Source organism: Pseudomonas sp. AD21 (assembly GCF_002878485.1).
Taxonomy (GTDB): domain Bacteria; phylum Pseudomonadota; class Gammaproteobacteria; order Pseudomonadales; family Pseudomonadaceae; genus Aquipseudomonas.
This window is the reverse complement of record NZ_NQYG01000006.1, coordinates 62020-80473: the sequence shown is the minus strand read 5'-3', so window position 1 is coordinate 80473 and position 18454 is coordinate 62020. Positions and strand designations below refer to the sequence as shown.

General features: G+C 61.4%; 16 protein-coding genes. 7 read left to right on the top strand and 9 right to left on the bottom strand.

Features of this window, described 5'->3' with window-relative positions; genetic code table 11:
- Positions 1-237: 237 nt before the first annotated feature.
- Complete coding sequence (ppk1, locus tag PseAD21_RS05585; protein ID WP_102354830.1) at positions 238-2463, bottom strand: polyphosphate kinase 1; 2226 nt, start codon at positions 2461-2463, stop codon at positions 238-240.
- Positions 2464-2481: 18 nt separating this feature from the next.
- Complete coding sequence (gene hemB / locus PseAD21_RS05580) at positions 2482-3495, bottom strand: porphobilinogen synthase (RefSeq protein ID WP_102354829.1); 1014 nt, start codon at positions 3493-3495, stop codon at positions 2482-2484.
- Positions 3496-3703: 208 nt separating this feature from the next.
- Between hemB and PseAD21_RS05575 the strand changes: the two genes are divergently transcribed.
- Positions 3704-4351: a DedA family protein gene (locus tag PseAD21_RS05575; protein ID WP_102354828.1), complete on the top strand. Its 648-nt coding sequence runs from the start codon at positions 3704-3706 to the stop codon at positions 4349-4351.
- On the opposite strand, the gene PseAD21_RS05570 is transcribed toward PseAD21_RS05575, so the two are convergent.
- Entirely contained in the window at positions 4332-5567 is a 1236-nt protein-coding gene (locus PseAD21_RS05570; RefSeq protein ID WP_102354827.1) for a sterol desaturase family protein, read from the bottom strand. The two genes, PseAD21_RS05575 and PseAD21_RS05570, sit on opposite strands and share 20 nt — an antisense overlap.
- A 114-nt stretch (positions 5568-5681) precedes the next feature.
- Between PseAD21_RS05570 and elbB the strand changes: the two genes are divergently transcribed.
- Complete coding sequence (gene elbB, locus PseAD21_RS05565) at positions 5682-6350, top strand: isoprenoid biosynthesis glyoxalase ElbB (RefSeq protein WP_102354826.1); 669 nt, start codon at positions 5682-5684, stop codon at positions 6348-6350.
- A gap of 130 nt (positions 6351-6480) precedes the next feature.
- Here the strand turns inward: elbB and PseAD21_RS05560 are convergent, their stop codons facing one another.
- The 3 genes from PseAD21_RS05560 to PseAD21_RS05550 all read right to left on the bottom strand — a co-directional run bounded on the left by PseAD21_RS05560 (position 6481) and on the right by PseAD21_RS05550 (position 9922).
- Positions 6481-6936, bottom strand: coding sequence for a YaiI/YqxD family protein (locus tag PseAD21_RS05560; RefSeq protein ID WP_025113275.1), 456 nt, complete (start codon positions 6934-6936; stop codon positions 6481-6483).
- A 106-nt stretch (positions 6937-7042) separates the two neighbouring features.
- On the bottom strand, positions 7043-8938 hold the full coding sequence (locus tag PseAD21_RS05555) for an FTR1 family protein (RefSeq protein ID WP_102354825.1): 1896 nt from the start codon (positions 8936-8938) through the stop codon (positions 7043-7045).
- 84 nt (positions 8939-9022) lie between these two features.
- A complete protein-coding gene (locus PseAD21_RS05550) occupies positions 9023-9922 on the bottom strand; it encodes a LysR family transcriptional regulator (protein WP_102354824.1) in 900 nt (299 codons plus the stop codon).
- A gap of 194 nt (positions 9923-10116) precedes the next feature.
- Between PseAD21_RS05550 and PseAD21_RS05545 the strand changes: the two genes are divergently transcribed.
- The 5 genes from PseAD21_RS05545 to PseAD21_RS05525 all read left to right on the top strand — a co-directional run bounded on the left by PseAD21_RS05545 (position 10117) and on the right by PseAD21_RS05525 (position 14878).
- Positions 10117-11526 (top strand): COG3014 family protein, encoded by a 1410-nt coding sequence (locus tag PseAD21_RS05545; RefSeq protein ID WP_102354823.1) that lies wholly within the window; start codon positions 10117-10119, stop codon positions 11524-11526.
- 196 nt (positions 11527-11722) lie between these two features.
- Positions 11723-13117 (top strand): COG3014 family protein, encoded by a 1395-nt coding sequence (locus PseAD21_RS05540; protein WP_102354822.1) that lies wholly within the window; start codon positions 11723-11725, stop codon positions 13115-13117.
- Between the two features lie 15 nt (positions 13118-13132).
- A complete protein-coding gene (locus PseAD21_RS05535) occupies positions 13133-13507 on the top strand; it encodes a YcfL family protein (RefSeq protein ID WP_025113270.1) in 375 nt (124 codons plus the stop codon).
- A gap of 36 nt (positions 13508-13543) precedes the next feature.
- Positions 13544-14131 carry a penicillin-binding protein activator LpoB gene (gene lpoB / locus PseAD21_RS05530; protein WP_102354821.1) on the top strand — a complete coding sequence of 196 codons (588 nt, stop codon included), beginning with the start codon at positions 13544-13546 and terminating at the stop codon, positions 14129-14131.
- A 3-nt stretch (positions 14132-14134) separates the two neighbouring features.
- A complete protein-coding gene (locus tag PseAD21_RS05525; RefSeq protein ID WP_102354820.1) occupies positions 14135-14878 on the top strand; it encodes a penicillin-binding protein activator LpoB in 744 nt (247 codons plus the stop codon).
- Positions 14879-15080: 202 nt separating this feature from the next.
- Here PseAD21_RS05525 and PseAD21_RS05520 read toward each other — a convergent pair whose 3' ends face one another.
- The 3 genes from PseAD21_RS05520 to PseAD21_RS05510 form a co-directional block, all read right to left on the bottom strand.
- Positions 15081-15713, bottom strand: coding sequence for a LysE family transporter (locus tag PseAD21_RS05520; RefSeq protein WP_102354819.1), 633 nt, complete (start codon positions 15711-15713; stop codon positions 15081-15083).
- Positions 15714-15934: 221 nt separating this feature from the next.
- On the bottom strand, positions 15935-16516 hold the full coding sequence (locus PseAD21_RS05515) for a mechanosensitive ion channel family protein (protein WP_102354818.1): 582 nt from the start codon (positions 16514-16516) through the stop codon (positions 15935-15937).
- The gene (locus PseAD21_RS05510) at positions 16516-18426 is read right to left on the bottom strand and encodes an ATP-binding cassette domain-containing protein (protein ID WP_102354817.1); all 1911 of its coding nucleotides are present in this window, start codon (positions 18424-18426) and stop codon (positions 16516-16518) included. The genes PseAD21_RS05515 and PseAD21_RS05510 overlap by 1 nt, the downstream gene beginning before the upstream one ends.
- Positions 18427-18454: the final 28 nt, after the last annotated feature.

The window sequence follows — 18454 nt, the reverse complement described above, 5'->3', positions numbered from 1 at the left end:
AGGCGCAAAAAAAGGCGATCCTTCTGGATCGCCTTTTTTTATACGGTTCGACTTGAGGGCGGAGGTGAACCTTCCCCCTCACCCCAGCCCTCTCCCGAGGGAGAGGGAGCCGATCTCCATTGGCTTCAAGGCCTGAGTTCGACTCAGAAGTTCAGGTCGGCGTATAGCGTAAGACACCTCGGTCAGTCCCCTCTCCCTCCGGGAGAGGGTTAGGGTGAGGGGCTCTTGCTCTTGGCTTTAGCTGCTCACCGGAAGAATCGGGCTACCCAGGCGTTCCAGCAACGTCGCCTGCGCACTGCGCGGGTTCTGATTGCCGGTTGGCGTGTTGCGGATGTAGCGGCCATCCGACTGCAGGCTCCAGCTGTGGGTGTTGTCGGTCAGGTACAGCTCCAGCTCTTTCTTCACACGGGTCAGCAGCTTCTTGCCTTCCACCGGGAAGCAAGTCTCGACGCGCTTGTCGAGGTTGCGCTCCATCCAGTCGGCGCTGGAGAGGAACATCTGCTCCTCGCCACCGTTGAGGAAGTAGAACACCCGGGTGTGCTCGAGGAAGCGGCCGATGATCGAGCGCACGTGGATGTTGTGCGAAACCCCGGCAATGCCCGGACGCAGGCAGCACATGCCACGCACCACCAGATCAATGCGCACACCGGACTGGCTGGCCTTGTACAGCGCGCGGATGATCTTCGGATCGGTCAGCGAGTTGAACTTGGCGATGATGTGCGCCGGTTTGCCGTCGAGGGCGAACTGGGTCTCGCGGGCAATCATGTCGAGCATGCCCTTCTTCAGGGTGAACGGCGCATGCAGCAGCTTCTTCATGCGCAGCGTCTTGCCCATGCCGATCAACTGACTGAATAGCTTGCCGACGTCTTCACACAACGCGTCGTCGGAAGTCAGCAGGCTGTAGTCGGTGTACAGACGGGCGTTGCCGGCGTGGTAGTTACCGGTGCCGAGGTGCGCGTAACGCACAATCTCGCCGGCCTCGCGACGCAGGATCAGCATCATCTTGGCGTGGGTCTTGAAGCCGACCACGCCGTAGATCACCACCGCACCGGCCGCTTGCAGACGGCTGGCCAGTTGCAGGTTGGACTCTTCGTCGAAGCGCGCACGCAGCTCGATGACCGCCGTGACTTCCTTGCCGTTACGCGCGGCATCGACCAGCGCATCGACGATCTCGGAGTTGGCGCCGGAGCGGTACAGGGTCTGGCGCACAGCGAGCACGTGCGGGTCTTTCGCCGCCTGGCGCAGCAGGTCGACCACCGGGGTGAACGACTCGAACGGGTGCAGCAACAGGATGTCCTGCTTGCTGACCACGCTGAAAATGTTTTCACTGTTCTGCAGCAGTTTCGGGATCTGCGGAGTGAACGGCGTGTATTGCAGCTCCGGATGACTGTCCAGACCGGTGATGCTGAACAACCGTGTCAGGTTGACCGGGCCGTTGACCTGATACAGCTCGCTCTCGCTCAGGTTGAACTGCTTGAGCAGATAGTCCGAGAGGTGTTTCGGGCAAGTGTCAGCGACTTCCAGGCGCACCGCATCGCCGTAACGACGCGAGAACAACTCGCCACGCAGGGCACGCGCAAGGTCTTCGACGTCTTCGGAATCGAGCGCCAGATCGGCGTTTCGGGTCAGGCGGAACTGATAGCAGCCCTTGACCTTCATGCCCTGGAACAGGTCATCGGCGTGGGCGTGGATCATCGACGACAGGAACACATAGTTGTCGCCCGGGCCGCCGACTTCTTCCGGGACCTTGATGATCCGTGGCAGCAGGCGCGGTGCCGGGATGATCGCCAGACCGGAATCGCGGCCAAAGGCGTCGATGCCTTCCAGCTCGACGATGAAGTTCAGGCTCTTGTTCACCAGCAACGGGAACGGGTGCGTCGGGTCGAGGCCGATCGGGGTGATGATCGGCGCGATCTCGTCGCGGAAATAACGGCGCACCCAGGTCTTGAGCTTGGTCGTCCAGTAACGGCGACGGATGAAACGCACCTGGTGCTTTTCCAGCTCCGGCAACAGGATGTCGTTGAGGATCGCGTACTGGCGGTCAACGTGACCGTGTACCAGCTCGCTGATCCGCGCCAACGCTTGATGCGGTTGCAGACCGTCAGCACCCGCCTGTTCCCGAGCGAAGGTGATCTGTTTCTTCAGGCCGGCGACGCGAATCTCGAAGAATTCGTCGAGGTTGCTGGAGAAGATCAGCAGGAACTTCAGTCGCTCCAGCAACGGATAGGACTCGTCCAGCGCCTGTTCCAGCACGCGGATATTGAATTGCAGTTGCGAGAGCTCGCGATGGATGTACAGGCTGCTGTCATCCAGGCCGGGAATCGCGATCACCGGTGCCGCTGCTGCAGGTTCGGCAACCGGCGCGGGTGGCGCTGGCTCCAGTTCCGGCGGCGTTTCGGTGATTTGTTCCACCACCGGCTGAGCTTCTTTTACTGCAACTTCTGTGAGTCCTTCGGTATTCATCGAATGTTCCTGGGAGGGCTATTTCTGCTCTCGTAACAATTGAGCGGCGCGGACAGCAAAGTAAGTCAGGATGCCATCAGCGCCGGCACGTTTAAAGGCGGTCAGTGATTCGAGAATCACCGCCTCGCTCAACCAGCCATTCTGGATCGCCGCCATGTGCATGGCGTATTCGCCGCTAACCTGATAGACGAAGGTCGGCACTTTGAAGGCATCTTTTACCCGCAAAAGAATGTCCAGGTACGGCATGCCGGGTTTGACCATGACCATGTCCGCGCCTTCAGACAAGTCCGCGCCGACTTCGTGCAGCGCTTCGTCGCTGTTGGCCGGGTCCATCTGATACGAGGCCTTGTTGGCCTTGCCCAGATTCGCCGCCGACCCCACTGCATCGCGGAACGGTCCGTAATAGGCGCTGGCGTACTTGGCGGAGTAGGCCATGATCCGCACATTGACGTGACCGGCAATCTCCAGCGCTTCGCGGATCGCCTGAATGCGCCCGTCCATCATGTCCGACGGTGCCACAACCTGAGCGCCGGCTTCGGCATGGGACAGCGCCTGACGCACCAGTGCGTCGACAGTGATGTCGTTCTGCACATAACCTTCTTCGTCGAGAATGCCGTCCTGTCCGTGGGTGGTGAACGGGTCAAGCGCGACGTCGGTGATCACCCCCAGCTCCGGGAAACGCTCGCGCAAGGCACGAGTGGCGCGCTGGGCGATGCCCTGCGGGTTCCAGGCCTCGGCGGCGTCGAGGGATTTCAATTCGACAGGAGTGACCGGGAACAGCGCCAGCGCCGGAATCCCCAGATCGACCCACTTGGCCGCTTCTTCGAGCAGCAGATCGATGGTCAGGCGCTCGACACCGGGCATCGAGGCCACGGCTTCGCGACGGTTTTCACCGTCAAGCACGAACACCGGCAGGATCAGATCATCGACCGTCAGCACGTTTTCCCGTACCAGCCGACGCGAAAAATCATCGCGGCGATTGCGGCGCAAACGGGTGGCGGGGAACAAACGGTTGGCAGGGGTAAAGCTCACGGCAGACTCCTGAGCCCGCGCAAACGGGCGAGCGTGACAGTTATAAGCGGCCATTATGACGGTCGTATTACAGTTATGTGCACCCCTGTGACAGGTAGTCGCAATCCATTGTCATTGTAGGAAATGTTCACGTCGAGACACATTTCGACACTTTCATGAATGTGTCCGAAGGGTTAGGCTGCGCGTTCATTTCGCCAGCACCCAGACAATGCTCCAACAATTTTTGCATGACTTCGGCTACTTTGCCCTGTTTCTCGGCACGTTCTTCGAAGGCGAAACCATCCTGGTACTCGCAGGCTTCCTCGCGTTCCGTGGATACATGGACATCAACCTGGTGGTGGTCGTGGCGTTCTTCGGCAGCTATGCCGGCGATCAGCTGTGGTACTTCCTGGGGCGCAAGCACGGGCGCAAATTACTCGCGCGCAAACCGCGCTGGCAGATGATGGGCGACCGCGCGCTGGAACACATCCGCAAGCACCCGGACATTTGGGTGCTGAGCTTCCGCTTCGTTTATGGTCTGCGCACGGTGATGCCGGTGGCGATCGGCCTGTCGGGTTATCCGCCGGGACGTTATCTGCTGCTCAACGGTATTGGTGCGGCGATCTGGGCCACGGCCCTGGCAGCTGCCGCCTACCACTTCGGCGCGGTACTCGAAGGCATGCTCGGCAGCATCAAGAAGTACGAACTGTGGGTGCTCGGCGCGCTGCTGGTGCTGGGTGCAGGCCTGTGGCTGCGTCGCCGGTTCAAGAATGCGCGACTGGCCAAGCAGGTTTACGCCGACGAGCAAGCCGCAAAAACCGCGCATCTGCATCAGACAGAAACAGCCAAACCCGAACCTAAGACGCCAGCCGAGTAACGCGCTGGCGACAGCCATACCGCCCGATGCCACTGAGCAGGCTGTAACCGAGCAGGCCAGCCCAGGCCAACGGGCTGGCCGGCCATAGCCCGACCAGCGGCGCCAACCACACCAGCGGCACGTTTGACCCCAGCCGCAGCAGCTCCACCTTCAACGCCCACGGGCGGTTCTCCAGGGCCACGCCCAGCGCAAACAAACCCGATGCGACAGCGCCCCAGCCGAGCACCAGCGCGGCGATCGGCAGATGCGGCGCCTGCCCCATCAGGTAACTGCCCAGCGCGATATAGACGCAGAACTGCAGCGCCACGTAGCCCTTTCGACGGCTGTCGAGCGGCACCTCGAATTTACGAAAGCAGCTCAGGTCCGGCTTGCTCAGCGGGTACTTCGCCGCCACGTCCGCCGGACGCCAACCGGTGCGCATGAACCAGATCCGCAGCTTGTCCCACGGGTTTTCGGCGCGGCGCGCGTCGTCCCACAATTGCGCGTAGAACTGCACATTGGCCCACAGCGGGTTCCAACTCGCCAGCGGCGTGGTCACGCCGAAAATTACCGGTTCGCTGTCGTCCTCTTCCTGGAATGTACCGAACAGCCGATCCCAAAGAATGAACCCCCCGCCGTAGTTGCGATCCATGTAGAGAGCGTTCTGTGCATGGTGGGCCCGATGATTGGATGGCGTGACGAAGAACCACTCGAACCAGCCAAGCTTGGGAATGTGCCGGGTGTGAACCCAGAACTGATACAGCAGATTCATCGCCGCGACGCTGACGAACACCAGCAGTGGCACCCCAAACACGGCCATCGGCAGGTAGAAGATCCAGCCCAGCAGGAACCCGGTACTGGTCTGTCGCAACGCGGTGGAGAGGTTGTACTCCTCGCTCTGGTGATGCACCGAGTGCGCGGCCCAGAGGATGTTGCGCTCGTGGCCCAGGCGGTGCAGCCAGTAATAGCAGAAGTCATAGAACACAAAGGCCAACACCCAGACCCAGACACTGTCCGCCGGCAGCCTGAGCAGCGCCAGGTGTTCCAGGGCAAACGCATACGTCAGCAGCCCCACGCCTTTGGTCAACAGCCCGGTGGTGGTCGACAACACCCCGGCGCTGAGGCTGTTCACCGAGTCGGCGAGGCGATAGTGGCTCACCCCGCGCCAGCGGTCGGCGATCAGTTCAGCGGCGATCAGCACGAAGAAAAACGGCACTGCATACAGAATGAAGTCCATGGCGCGCCCCGGTCGGATTCTATGGACAGATCCTAGGTGTAGCCGCCCAATCACCCTATGGCAACGCGCGACAAATTAGTGGACATTTAGCGCCATGAATCTGGAGAGAAACCCATGAGCAAAAAAGTTGCAGTGATCCTGTCCGGCAGCGGCGTGTACGACGGCGCCGAGATCCACGAAAGCGTCATCACCCTGCTGCGCCTGGATCAACGCGGCGCGCAGGTGCAGTGCTTCGCCCCGAACATTGCGCAATTGCATGTGATCAATCACCTGACCGGTGAAGAAATGCCCGAGACGCGTAACGTCCTGGTGGAGTCGGCGCGCATTGCCCGCGGCAACATCAAGGACATCCGCGAAGCCGACGTCGACGACTTCGACGCGCTGATCGTGCCCGGCGGTTTTGGCGCAGCGAAGAACCTCTCTAACTTCGCCGTCGAAGGCGCCGGTTGCAGCGTGCAGCCGCAGGTGCTGGAACTGGCCGAGGCGTTTGCCGAAGCGGGTAAACCGGTAGGCCTGATGTGCATCTCGCCGGCGCTGGCAGCGAAGATCTACGGCCCGGGCGTGACCTGCACCATCGGCAATGACGCCGACACCGCGACCGCCATGAACAAGATGGGCGCCACCCACGAAAACTGCGCGGTGAGCGACATCATCGAAGACAAGGCACGCAAACTGGTGACGACCCCGGCGTACATGCTGGCGCAGAACATCAGTGAGGCGGCTTCGGGGATCAATAAACTGGTCGACCGCGTTCTGGAATTGACCCACGAAAACGATGCCTGATCTCTGACGGCATGCAGAACAAAATGTGGGAGCGGGCTTGCTCGCGAAAGCGGTGCGTCATTCAAATCAATGTTGTCTGATACGACGCCTTCGCGAGCAAGCCCGCTCCCACAAGGGATTTGTGTAATGTTCAGGGTTTGCGGGTGAGCCGGGTGAGGATGCGGTCCAGCGCATTGGCAAACGCCTGCTTCTCGCGCTCGCCGAACGGCGCCGGGCCGCCGCTGATCTGGCCCTGTTCGCGCAGGTCAGTGAACAGGTTGCGCACCGCCAGGCGCTCGCCCATGTTCTGCGCGTCGAACTCCTTGCCGCGCGGGTCCAGCGCCGCCACGCCTTTTTTCACCAGACGATCAGCCAGCGGAATATCGCTGCAGATCACCAGTTCACCGGGCACCGCGTGCTCGACCAGATAATCGTCCGCCGCATCCGGGCCACTCGGCACCACGATCAGTTTGACGATCGCCAGCCCCGGTTTGATCTGCGGCTGCCCCGCCACCAGCACCACTTCGAACTTGCGCTTGAGGGCGAACTTCACCACCAGATCCTTGGCAGCCCGAGGGCAGGCGTCGGCATCGATCCATACACGCATGTTCTTTTCCTCTTTTAAAAGCATCGCGGGCAAGGCCACTCCCGCAAGGTTAACGCTAAACCTGTGGGAGCGGGCTTGCCCGCGAATATGAGCGCAGCGAATGCTCTTAAGCAGTCACCCGCTTCTTCTCGGCCATCCGGCTACGCCCATACAACACGGCAATCGCCAGAATCGCCACCGCCTGCGCCGTCAGCGAATAGGCGTCGGCATGAATCCCCAGCCAGTCGAAGTCGAAGAACGCCACCGGCCGCGTGCCGAAGATCCCGGCTTCCTGCAACGCCTTCACGCCATGACCGGCGAACACCACCGACAACGCACACAGCAGGCCGGCGTTGATGCTGAAGAACAGCGCCAGCGGCAGTTTCGCCGAGCCGCGCAGGATCACCCAGGCCAGACCGACCAACAGCACCAGCGCCGTGGCGCCACCGGCCAGCACCGCGTCATGCCCGGCCGGGCCTGCCTGCAACCACAGGGTTTCGTAGAACAGGATCACTTCGAACAGCTCGCGGTACACCGAGAAGAAGGCAAGGATCGCGAAGCCGAAACGCCCGCCGCCGCCCACCAGACTCTGTTTGATGTAATCCTGCCAGGCCGCCGCGTGGCGCCGATCGTGCATCCACACGCCGAGCCACAACACCATGACACTGGCGAACAGCGCGGTCGCGCCTTCAAGCAGTTCACGCTGCGAGCCGCTGACGTCGATCACGTATGCCGCCAGCGCCCAGGTGCCGAGACCAGCCAACAGCGCCAGGCCCCAACCGATGTTGACGCTGCGCACCGCCGACTGCTGGCCGGTGTTACGCAGGAAGGCGAGGATCGCCGCCAGCACCAGAATCGCTTCGAGGCCTTCGCGCAGCAGAATCAGCAGGCCGGAAATGAAGCTCAGCGACCAGCTCAGGCCATCGCTGCCGAGCAGTTCGGCAGACGCCTTCAATTTTTCCTTGGCCGCGTCCAGACGCTGCTCGGCCTGTGCCACCGACAGACCGTCCTGCAGCGATTGACGGTAGGCCATCAGCGACTTTTCAGTGTCCTTGCGCACGTTGGCGTCGACGTTATCCAGCGAGCTTTCAACCAGTTCGAAGCCTTCCAGATACGCCGCTACCGACAGGTCATAGGCCTGATCGTGATCACCGGCACGGTACGCGGCCAGGCTCTTGTCCAGCGTGGCGGCGGTGTAGTCGAGCAACTGCGCCGGGCCGCGCTTGACCTGCGGCGGCTGCGCGCGCTGGGCGCGGAAGGTTGCGGCGACTTGCACGCCTGCGGCGGACTGCACTTCGGCCGGGGTCTGGCGGGCCAGATCGGCGATGTTGTAGGTCTTGTCGGACCTGGCCGCTGCCGGGTCGGCACTGAAGCCGGCGATGTAGGTCGCCAGGTCCCAGCGCTGACGGTCGTCCAGTTGATCGGCGAACGCCGGCATGTCGGTGCCTTCGACGCCCTGACCGAGGGTGCTGTAGATCGCGTACAGGCTCAGGTGGTCCATCCGCGCTGCATCGCGCAAATTGGCCGGTGGCGGCGTCATGCCGAGCCCCGCCGGACCGTCGCCGGCACCGTTGGCACCGTGGCACACCGAGCAGTTTTGCGCATACAGCGGCGCACCCCGGGTCGGATCCGGCGTGATGATCGGTGCCTGGCTGACTTCATACGCCACCGCCAGTTTCGCCCCCAGTTGCCGGGCCTGCCGGGCGACTTCGGCGCCGTCCTGTTTCGCGGTGATGGCGGCGTGCAGAGCCTCGACGCCCTGCTCCAGCGCGGCCTTCTCCGGCTTGGCCGGCAGACCTGTGATCAGCCCTTGCAGCACCTGGGTGAATTCCAGTTGCTCGCGGTACTCGCCATCGTCAACGACCTTGCCCGCCGCGACCGTCGGTGGGTAGTCGGCGCTGATGTAATCGAGCAGGTGCAGCGCCTGCGGGGCGCCTTCCACGGTGTCGGCCAGCAGGTTGAAGCTGCTCAGGGCAAACAACGGGAACACCAGCCAGGCCAGGAATCGGGACGAGGCAGTCATGAATGAGTCTCAAATGGAAATGCGAAGTTACATATTGTTCACTTCGAACGCCTTTCGCTCAAGCTTTGTCGACGTAGAACCGCTTTAGCGCAGTGGCACCGATGCCTGTAGATAGTGTTGGAGCATGAATTCGACAAAGACCCGCACCTTGAGCGCCACATGCCGGGCATGGGGATAAAGCGCGTAATAGTGCCGTTGACCGAGGCCGCAGTTGGGCAGGATCTGCACCAGTCGGCCCGCCAGCAGATCGTCCTGTACCGTGGCCCGGGTAAACGCCGCAATGCCGACCCCGGCCAGCGCCGCAGCGTGTAACGAACTGATCGAATCAGCCTTGAACCGACCGTCTGCCCGTACCGGCGTGGTCGCCCCGCGCGCATCGGTCAGCACCCACTCGCTGCCCCCGGCAAACGCCAGCAACTGGTGTTCGGCGAGCTCACGTACCTGGCGGACCAGGCCGTTGCGGGCGACATAGGCCGGCGACGCCACCAGCAACAGGTCCGAGACGGTCAGCAGGCGCGCCACCAATGACGAATCGGCCAATGGCCCGCAGATGCGCAGCGCCACGTCGAAGCCCTCGGCGATCAGATCGACAAAACGGTCATCGCAGGACAGGTCCACCTCGATCTCGGGATAGCGCTGGTGAAACGCTGGCAGCCAGCTCGCCAGTTCCAGGGTGCCGATCACCATCGGCGCACTGACGCGCAACACACCGCTGGGGCTTTCATGGGCCTGCCCCACCGCCAGCGCGGCCTGATCGAGGCGCTCGAGGATGTCCACGCACGCCGCGTAATACTGTTGCCCCGCCGTAGTCAGACTGAAGCGCCGGGTATTGCGGTTGATCAGACGCGTGCCGAGTTCGCTTTCCAGCTGTTGCAATTGCCGGGAAATGGTCGAGTGGGTGGTGTCGAGCCGCTCGGCGGCGGCGCTGAATCCGCGACACTCGACAATGCTACGAAACGCGCGCATGGCTTGCAGTTGATTCATCGAAGTCCTGCAGTTCGTTAAGCGTCAGGCCGGCAAGGCTAGCTCAATCCCGTCGACCATCCCACCGGTAAGTCGGCAGCGCGCCAGACTTGATCGGTGCAACTGGCAAACAAAAACGACACATCACTTAGCCACTACTGCACCCTATAATGCGCCACCTCGTCGCATTTTCCGCTCAAGGATGAACCCTCTTCATGCGCCATCGCTTGCTGCTGCCCCTGTTGATCGCCGCCGTTGTGCAACTGAGCGGCTGCGCGGCGTATCGCAACTACGATCTGGAACTGCAACAGACCATCGACCAGTTCAAGGCCGGCAACATCGACGGCGCTCTCTCAGTGATCGAAGCGCACAATCCTGACCCGGAAAAGGACCTGCTCTACTACTTTGAAAAGGGCGCCATTCTCAGTGCCGGCGGCGAATTCGCACAGAGCCAGACGACCTGGCGCAGCGCCGAGCAGATGATCATCGAGCGCCAGGACACGATCGAAACCACCGGCGACAAACTGCTAGCCGCAATGGGCGATCACTGGGGCAGCATCATCAATGACAAGCTGCGCCGCTACGATGGCTACGACTATGAAAAAGTCATGCTGACCACGCAGATGGCCCTCAACCAACTGGCGCTGAATGACTTCGACGGCGCCCGCGCCGATATCAAGAAAACCCACGAACGCGAAGCGCTGATCGCCCGGCAACGGGAGTTGGAATACGAAAGAGTCGAGGAAGCAGCCAAGGCTCAGGGCGCACGCGTGCATTACAAGGATTTGCAGGGGTATCCGGTGGTGATGCTCGAATCGCCTGCAGTGATTGCCCTGAAAAACGGTTACCAAAGTGCGTTCAGTCACTATCTCGCCGGCTTCACCTATGAAGCACTGGGTGAAAAGGACCTCGCTGCGCCCGGCTATCGACAGGCCATCGAATTACGCCCGGACATGGCGTTTTTCCAACAGGCATTGCGCGATCTCGACAGCCCCGAACTCAAGACCGACGAAAGCGATGTTCTGATCATCGTGCAAAGTGGCCTGGCGCCTGCGCGCAGTTCGGTACGCGTGCCTTACCCGGTGAAACTGGCGGACGGGCAAGTCATCGTCGCCAACATTTCGTTTCCGGTGATGGTGCCGGACACCACCACCCCGCCGATCAGTCAGGTCAGTATCGATGGTCGACAAAAAAAGCTGATCGCGGTCAACAGCATCACCGACATGTCCTTGCGCACGCTGCGTGACGACATGCCCGGGATTATCCAGCGCACGACCTACCGGGCGTTTCTTGCAGCGGACGTTCAGGGCACGGACAACCGACGTAACCCGGGCAAAGCGTCCTATGTGACCCAGTGGGACGGTTTCGAGCAGGCGGACACTCGCACCTGGCGCACCCTGCCCAACCTGACGCAGGTCGTGCGCCTGCGCCTGAAAAAGGGCGAACATCTGATCGGTCTGCCGAATGCCACAGCGCCACTGAAAATCCGCATCGACCAGAACCGCCAGATGATCGGTCTGCGGGTGCTGGGCGAGCGGATTTACGCGAATGGCAGCGCTTTTCAGGCCATCCCTGTGCTGGAAACCCGCGTATCGGACCTGAAACAAGTAATGGCACAAAACTAACAAGTGCGATCAAAAAGCTATTACATGGCCAGCAGCACCCGCTTATAATGCCGCGCCCTCGCTATCGCGATACGGCATAAAAGCTCCTCTGGTTATGAGGAATTGGCAGGAGGCCAGCGCCACTGTCGATGGGTCACATCAGCCCGACCAGCACAGGTGGCTGCTGCAGTTTCAAGCTCAGGGAAGAAGTACCCCCATGGCATTCCGTGCTCCCACCTTGATCGCGCTCAGCGCTGTCACTCTGCTGTCCGGCTGTTCGGCGTTTCGCAACTACGATTCGGAACTGGCCCAGACCAACCAGCAACTGGCCACCGGCAACGTCGACGCCGCACTGACCCTGCTGGAAAAGAACAACACTGGCCCGGACAAAGACCTGCTCTATTACTTCGAGAAAGGTGAGTTGCTGCGCGCCAAGGGCGACCTGTCCGGCAGCCAGAACGCCTGGACCAGCGCCGACCAGGTGGTCGGTCAGTGGGAAGACGCGGTCAAGCTCGACTCCGGCAAATACCTGGCCCAGTTCGGCAGCTTCATCGTCAACGACAAGGTCCGCCGCTACGAAGGCTACGACTATGAAAAAGTCATGCTGACCACGCAGATGGCCCTCAACCTGCTGGCGGTCAATGATTTCGACGGCGCCCGCACCGCCATCAAGAAGACTCACGAACGTGAAGCGGTAATCGCCGACCTGCGCGACAAGGAATACCTCAAGAGCGAAGAAGAGGCCGAGAAAGAAGGGATCAAGACCCAGTACAAGGATCTGCAGGGTTACCCGGTTGCCAGCCTCGATGCGCCAGAAGTGGTCAGCCTGAAAAACAGCTACCAGAGTGCGTTCAGCCATTACCTGGCCGGCTTCGTCTACGAAGCCCTGGGCGAGAAAGACCTGGCTGCACCGGGCTACCGCAAGGCGGCTGAACTGCGTCCGAACACCCCGCTGCTGGAACAGGCGCTGGTCAATCTCGACAAGCCGTCCAAGTCCGACGACAGCGACATCCTGATCGTGGTGCAAAGCGGTCTGGCGCCATCGCGCGACTCGATCCGCGTGCCGCTGCCATTGCCGATCTCCAACAACGTGGTGATCACCCCGTTGTCGTTCCCGATCATCAAGCCTGACACCTCCACCGCGCCGTTCGCGCAGATTGGCGTCGATGGCCAGCAGGTCAACCTGACTGCCCTCAACAGCACCACCGCCATGTCGCGCCGCGCCCTGCGCGATGACATGCCGGGGATCATCGTGCGCACCACTGTGCGTGCAATCACCAAAGGTGTGGCGCAGAAGAAGATCAACGAAACCAACCCGCTGGCCGGTCTGGCCGTGGGTATCTCTTCAGCAGTGCTGGAAGGTGCCGATACCCGTACGTGGCGCACCCTGCCGGACAACACCCAGGTGGTGCGTCTGCGCTTGAAGAAAGGCGAGCACCAAGTAAGTCTGCCGAGCGCCGTCGGCGGTTCAGTGGTCAAGGTCACCGTCGATCAGCGTTATCAGGTGATCAGCCTGCGCGCCGTGGGCAACCAGGTGTTCGCTGCGGGCGTCGCCGCCCACGTCATCCCGAGCGCCGGCGCGACCAACGTCGCCAGCCTCAAACAACCTTAAGAACGGAGTCTTTGCATGCGCTTCAAACTCATCGCCGTTGCCGCCCTCGCCGTCCTGGCCAGCGGCTGCGCCACCCCGCCACCACCGGAGCCGGGCAGCGCCGCAAGCAAGGTCGTGGCCATGGGCCCGCAGAAACACATCGCGGTCGGCGCCATGCGCGTGGCCCGCGAGAACGGCTTCATGACCGTCAATGTGCAGTTGACCAACACCCTCAACAGCAACAAGACGTTCTACTACCGCTTCGCCTGGCTTGGCCCGGAAGGTTTCCCGATCGCCGAGGAAGAAGTCTGGAAAAGCCAGATGATGTACGGCGCCCAGACCAGCTTCATCCAGGGCATCGCCCCGACCCCGAAAGCCGTGGATTTCCGTCTGGAACTCAAGACGCCTTAAGCCCGCCACCCTATTCCTGTTTTAGAGAGCATTCCCATGTTTGCACGCTTTTCCATGATCGCTGTCCTCGCCCTGCTGGCTTCCGGTTGCGCCAACACTTCGCCAACCCTGGGCAGCAAGAACATCAGCTACGGCGACACCAAAGCGGTTGAAACCGTGACCAACGAATTCGGTTCGACCGACCTGCAAATGATCGCCGAATCGATGACCCGCTCGCTGGCCCAGTCCGGCATCCTGCAGGGCCGCCCGGTGGTGCAGGTCTACGATGTGAAGAACAAGACCAGCGAGTACATCGATACCCGCGAAATCACCACCAGCATCAAGACTCAGCTGATGAAAACCGGTGTTGCCCGCTTCGCCAGCGACAACAACGCGATGCAAAGCCAGGTTGACCAGCTCAAGCTGCAAAACCAGAGCGGCCTGTACAAGAAGAGCACCGTGGCCAAGACCGGCAACATGGTTGCCGCCAAGTACCGCATCGAAGGTTCGATCAGCTCGATCGTCAAGCGCAGCAGCGATTACAAGGACGTCTTCTACAAATTCAGCCTGCAACTGATCGACGTTGAAAGCGGTCTGGCCGAGTGGATGGACGAAAAAGAGATCCGCAAAACCACGGAGCGTTAATCAATGCGCACATGGATTGGCATGATGGCCCTGGCTTGCGCGTTCAGCGTGCAAGCGGCCCCGAAAGTCGCGGTGACGGATCTGGCGTATCAGGAGCGCGTGGAACAATACATCCACATCGTTTCAGCGCAGAACAATTACCGTGAGGGTTACTACAGCTCCAGTGGTTCTTCGAACTACAACGAGCTGGAAGCGACCACCAGCTACATCGAGCAGGGTGAGCTGCGTAAATTCACTGGCGACATCAAGGGTGAAATCCTGCGTACCGGCATGTTCCAGCTGGTGCAAGGCACGCCGTACACTGCGTCGTCCAAGGGTAACGTCTATGACGTGATCAAGCGCATCAAGGCCGGCAACTTCAAAGGCGCCGACTATGTGCTGTTCGGCACCGTGTCCGACATCGACTTCACCCAGGACATGAACGAGCTGGCGCACACCGACAGCTATTCGGCGGTGCTGGGCCTGACGCTGGTGGCGGATTTCAGTCTGATCAACACCAAGACCTACGAGATCACGTCGGCCTTCACGGCGATGGGCGAAGCGCAGGACACCAAACTGGTGAACGGCCGCGACATCAAGATCTCGCTGAACCGACCTCGGGTGGTGCGTGACGTGTCCAAGGCACTGGGCGAGGACGTCGCCGGGCAACTGAGCCAACAGCTCGGTGGTGGCGGTTACGAGCAGCCGCGTGAGCCGCAACAGCGCAACAACCTGCCGCGTGATACGGCGCCGGTGATCTTGCACTGACCGAGTGAGCACGGAACTCTGTGGCGAGGGGATTCATCTCCGATGGGCCGCGAAGCGGCCCCGCTCTTGAGCAAAAAAGAGATTGGGACTGCTACGCAGTCCATCGGGGATGAATCCCCTCACTACAACTGAGTTCACTAGAGCGATACGTAATAATAAAAAAGGCGACCTCATCAGGTCGCCTTTTTTGTGCCCGCAGGCGTCACACCACCGCTTTACGCAACGTCGCCATGAACGCCGCCGCACCGATGAACAGCCCGGCAAACGTGCGGTTCATGCGCCTCTGCTGCTTCGGCGTGCGCAACAGCCGCAGCACTTTCGACGCCAGACCGGTGTAGCCGGCCATGACGATCAGATCAACGCAGATCATGGTCACGCCGATCACCAGGTACTGTATCAGCAGTGGTGCGTGCGGATTGATGAACTGCGGCAGCACCGCCAGCATGAACACCAGCGCCTTGGGGTTGCTGATGTTCACCAGAAAACCGCGGAACACCAGCGCCAGAGGTTTGCCGATCGGCCGTACCGCCGCGTCATCGCTCATGTCCATGGGCAGCGCACGCCATTGCTTGACCGCCAGATACACGAGGTAAGCCACACCGAACCATTTGATCGCGTGGAAAGCCGTGGCCGAAGCAGTCAGGATCGCGCCAACGCCGGCGCCGACAATCGCAATCTGCACCGCCAGGCCGATTTGCAGGCCAAGGGCGTTCCAGTAGCCGCGCCAGAAACCGTATTGCAGACCGCTGGACATCGACGCAATGGCGCCGGCGCCCGGGGACAGACTGATCACCCAGCAGGCGGCGAAAAACGCCAGCCATGTTTGTAGCTCCATCGCACACCTCGACTCATGCTCGTGACAAATGCCTAAGCTAATCCGGGTTTGAATGGATGACTACCGATTTTTTGCTGAATGTTGCAGGTGCTACTGAGGGCCCCTTCGCGAGCAAGCCCGCTCCCACAAGGATCTTTGGTGTTCACACATTGTGTGTTCCACCCAGGACACTGTGGGAGCGGGCCTGCTCGCGAAGGCGTCAGATCAATCGCCCGGGGAATCTACTTCTCGAAACCGCTGGAAGGAAATACATCGCTACCGCGCCAGCGCCGCACCGAGCGCTGGAAGAACAGACTGTTCGGCACCTGCACCATGGCGCTGCCGGTACCCAGTTCCTCAGCCTCGATCAACGTGGTGTACAGCAGATTGATCGCCACCACCCGGCCTTTGACGCCAGGCTTGTCGGTGGTGTCCACCAGCTCAACCACATCTCCCAGACGGAACGGGCCGACGGTGAAGATCAGGATCGCGCAGAGCAGGTTCGACAGCACACTCCACATGGCGAAGAACGCCACCGCCGCCACCGCAACGAAACCCGACAGCGCCGTCCACAGCACCGTGGCCGACACGCCGAGTCGTTCCAGCACAAAGATCAGCGCGCTGCCCATGATCAGCCAGCGCAGCCCGCCGCGCAGCGGCATCAGCAACTGCGGCGGGAACGGGTAGCGCTCACCCAGGCGAGTCAGGCCTTTGGCAACGAAGCGCTGGGCCAGATAACCGGCCAGCAGGATCAGCAGAATCTGCACCGCAAACCAGACCGGCTCGACCCACTCCGCCGGCAGCGGCAGCTTGAACGCTTCCATCAGGACAGCGCCTCCAGCTCCGCTTGCATGCTTTCCAGCGTCTCGAGGGCTTCCATCCACGCCTCTTCCAGTTCGGCTTCGCGCACTTTCAGCTTGGCCTGTTCGGCCAGCAGATCACGCAGCTCGTTCTTGCGCGCTGGCTCGTAGATGTCGCTGTCACCGAGGCTGGCATCAACCTTGGCGAGTTTTTCGTGGAGCTTGCCCAGCTCGGCTTCGAGCTTGTCGGCTTCACGCTTGTGCGGTGCCAGTTGCTGACGCAACGCAGCAGCGGCCTGACGCTGAGCCTTCTTGTCAGTCTTGTCCGGGTTGACCGGGGTGTTGCTGACCGGCGCGTTGCGCTGACGGTACTCCACCAGCCAGCGGGCGTAGTCTTCGAGGTCGCCATCGAACTCTTCGACCTTGCCATCAGCGACCAGGTAGAAATTGTCGGTGGTACTCTTGAGCAGGTGCCGATCGTGAGACACCACCAGTACCGCGCCGCTGAATTCCTGCAGTGCCATGGTCAGCGCCAAGCGCATTTCCAGGTCGAGGTGGTTGGTCGGTTCGTCGAGCAGCAACAGGTTCGGCCGTTCCCAGGCGATCAACGCCAGGGCCAGACGCGCTTTTTCGCCGCCGGAGAAATTCAGCACCGGTTCGTCGATGCGCGCGCCACGGAAGTCGAAACCGCCGAGGAAGTCGCGCAGGGTCTGCTCGCGCTCGGTCGGCGCCAGTCGCTGCAAGTGCAGCAGCGGGCTGGCCTTGGAATCCAGCGAGTCGAGCTGATGCTGGGCAAAGTAGCCGACCACGGTGTTTTCGCCACGGGTCAGACGCCCGGCCAGCGGCTCGAGCTCGCCGGCGAGGTTCTTGATCAGGGTCGATTTACCGGCGCCATTCGGCCCGAGCAAGCCGATCCGCGCACCCGGGGTCAGTTGCAGCTTGACCTTCTCCAGGATGGTTTTATCGCCGTAACCCAGACGCGCATCGGACAGGTCGATCAGCGGGCTGGAGATCTTGGTCGATTCGCGGAACACGAAATCGAATGGCGAATCGACGTGGGCCGCCGACAGCTCTTCCATGCGCTCCAGTGCCTTGATCCGGCTCTGCGCCTGACGGGCCTTGGTGGCCTGGGCCTTGAAGCGAGCAATGTAGCTTTCCATGTGCGCACGTTGCGCCTGCTGCTTCTCGTAGGCCTGTTGTTGCTGGGCCAGACGTTCGGCACGAGCACGTTCGAACGCGGTATAGCCGCCCCGGTACAGGGTCAGTTTGCGCTGATCGACGTGGGCCACGTGATCGACCACTTCATCGAGGAAGTCGCGGTCATGGGAGATCAGCAGCAAGGTGCCCGGGTAGCTTTTCAGCCACTCTTCGAGCCAGATGATCGCGTCGAGGTCCAGGTGGTTGGTCGGCTCGTCGAGCAACAACAGGTCCGACGGACACATCAAGGCCTGCGCCAGGTTCAGACGCATCCGCCAGCCACCGGAGAAATCTGCGACCTGACGATCCATCTGCTCGTTGGTGAAACCGAGACCGGCCAGCAATTTGCGCGCACGCGCATCGGCGGTATAACCGTCGGCGCTGTCGAGTTCGGCGTGCAGACGCGCCAGAGCCGTGCCATCGTGGGCCGCTTCTGCGGCGGCGAGGTCACGTTGCACTTCGCGTAGACGCAGGTCGCCATCGAGCACATAGTCGACCGCCAAGCGTTCGAGCGTGTCGACCTCCTGGCGCATGTGCGCGATGCGCCAGTCGGCCGGCAACAGGCAATCGCCCGAGTCCGGATGCAACTCGCCGCGCAACAAGGCGAACAGGCTGGATTTGCCGGCACCGTTGGCACCGATGAGGCCAGCTTTGTGGCCGGCGTGCAGGGTCAGCTCGGCGTCTTCTAGCAGACGTTGCGGGCCACGCTGTAAAGTCAGGTTCTGAAGTCGGATCATAATGGCGGCGGAGTCTACCAGCTTCGCT